This is a genomic window from Succinivibrio faecicola, from assembly GCF_019448115.1.
In the GTDB taxonomy this organism is placed as follows: domain Bacteria; phylum Pseudomonadota; class Gammaproteobacteria; order Enterobacterales; family Succinivibrionaceae; genus Succinivibrio; species Succinivibrio faecicola.
Window position 1 is genome coordinate 1 of the sequence record NZ_JAGFNY010000067.1, and the last position, 2268, is coordinate 2268.

2 protein-coding genes are annotated in these 2268 nt (G+C 36.0%); both read left to right on the top strand.

Features of this window, described 5'->3' with window-relative positions; genetic code table 11:
* Window positions 1–300: IS66 family insertion sequence element accessory protein TnpB (gene tnpB, locus J5V48_RS09600; protein ID WP_219938400.1), on the top strand; the 300-nt coding region annotated here is incomplete at its 5' end.
* Window positions 301–582: 282 nt separating this feature from the next.
* Window positions 583–2268: IS66 family transposase (locus J5V48_RS09605; RefSeq protein ID WP_219938402.1), on the top strand; the 1686-nt coding region annotated here is incomplete at its 3' end.

Consider the following 2268-nt stretch of genomic DNA (forward strand, 5'->3'; position numbering starts at 1 on the left):
GATTTAAGAAGTGGCTTTGATAGGCTTAGTGCTATGGCACTAAAGTACCTAAGCATTGATGTTAGTAAAGGTAATGATTGGGTGGTATTTGTTTCTAAGCGCAGGAACATCGCCAAAATCATCCATAGTGACGATAAAGGTAGTTTAATGATCTCAAGAAAACTACATTCTGGTTGTTATCAACGCTTAATGGCAGATGCTGATGGGGCTGCATCAAGAGCTCTTACCAAGGACAAATTATTAAAATACCTTGATGGTAATGATATCGACTTTAAGAGGGAGCACTTTTTGTATAAATAGCCAAAAATCATGGTGATTTACATCACACTTTTAAATAAATTTGACCTTCAAAATAAGCCTAAAAATCCCTCTTTTTTAGGCTCAATTACCCATGCCTAAAAATGATCTAGAAGGATCTTTGCTGATCACTACAGATCGAAATTTACCCCTCAATGAAGAAACAGTCTCACCAAATAAGAGGCTCGTTATAGCGCATTCTGATGCGAATTTAGGGCTATTTATCTATGATTTTACAACTGTTAAAATACATCAAAACTTAGATAAAAAAGGGCTAAATTTAAAATGAGTAACACAAAACAACCAACTTACGAAGAGCTTATGGAAATGCTGCAAAAGGAGCGTTCTAAAAACGCTCAGTTACTCAAAACCATCGAAGATAAAGATGCCCAAATAGCTAACTTTAAAGAAGTTGTAGCCCCTATTTTAAAAGAATACCTTCATAGCACTTCGCTGATAGCTAAAGAGTTAAACAAGTACTGCTTTAACATTGACGATTTACTTATCAAAGATTTAACTGAGCAAATTGCGTTTACAGCTGACAATCTATTTAAATGGGCAAATTTAGCAAAGTCCTATTTCTTACAAACACCTATGGCACCTACAGGTAAAGATCTTAACGGTAATATTCCACCACAAGGCGATGTTGATTTAGAAAAAGCTAAAGAAGAGCAAGCTAATATAGCAGGCTCTCTTGGAAACTCTATAACCCAAATCTCCAAAGCATCTACTATGCTAAATAAAGTTTTAGGTAGTGTATCTGAGGAGGTTAAAGAGCAACTAAGCGAAACTAAGCAAGCAGCTATTGATATTTCAAAGACACCTGCTAAGAAAAGAGTTGAAAAAGCTAAAACTAAGTCAAAAGGAAGAGTATCTAAGCCACGTAATCCTGACAAGGTAACTAATGCAAAACTAGATAAAAACACCTGTCATTGTGGTGGTACTTTAGAAAATATTGGTCAACTAAAAGATAAGTTATACTCTCACATTAACAGAGCTCAACAGCTGTTACAGGATACAGAGAACTTACATGATGCAGCAATTTGTAATAAGTGTGGTCATGTACATATCGCTATCAGTGAAGAGCAAAATGTACCTGTAATCCCTAACCGCCAGTTAAGTTGCGAAACTTGCATTGATATAGGCTATGCTTGTGTTAATGGCATTCCATTAAATAAGTTTGTATCAGCTCTAGGTCGTATACAAGGCTTTGGTAATGACACCTTCTATTACAACATGCACGACTTTGCAGATATCTACATCAAACCTTTATTTGATATGGTTGAGAATGCAGCTAAAAGGGCTGATACCATTCAAGTAGATGAAACTCCATTTGATTGTTTAGAAGCTCAAGGTAAAAAACAGGCACCAGCTGATGTAACCTCTCTCGAAATTGACTCAAAGAATTACGTCTTAGCTCTTACCGCCCCAAGATTTGCTAAAGAGCAGTTCTGTTTGTATTACTACTTAAGAAACCGCTCAAAAGATGCGATAAAAGAGCTTATTACCAAGGATTACAAGTTTAAAACAATTTGTACTGACGGTTATCCTGGATACGATGCTCTCCTTAAAGATGAGCATCCTAATGCAAAGCATCAATCCTGCTTAATTCACTTTAGGCGTGAGATTATCAAGGCTATCGATCCTAAAGGTTTTGCTGATGAGCTAAATGAACTAGAAATACCTTTAGCAATTGCGAAATTAACCAAAGATTTTAAAGATGAAAATCCAACTATTCTCTTGTTTACTGTGCTTGAAGCCTTATCCAAGATTTATAGCTATGAATCTAGTATGAATTCAGATTCAGAAGCAGACTTTAAAGCTAGAGTTGAATGCAGAACTAATGGTCCAGTACGTAAGCTTATGGATCGCATTGACACCATCATGACTAAATTAAGTGAAGGTAGAATCGAGCTTAGAGGTAGTACTTATGTAAAAGCTAAAAGCGATCCTTTCGCTAAAGCTTGCACT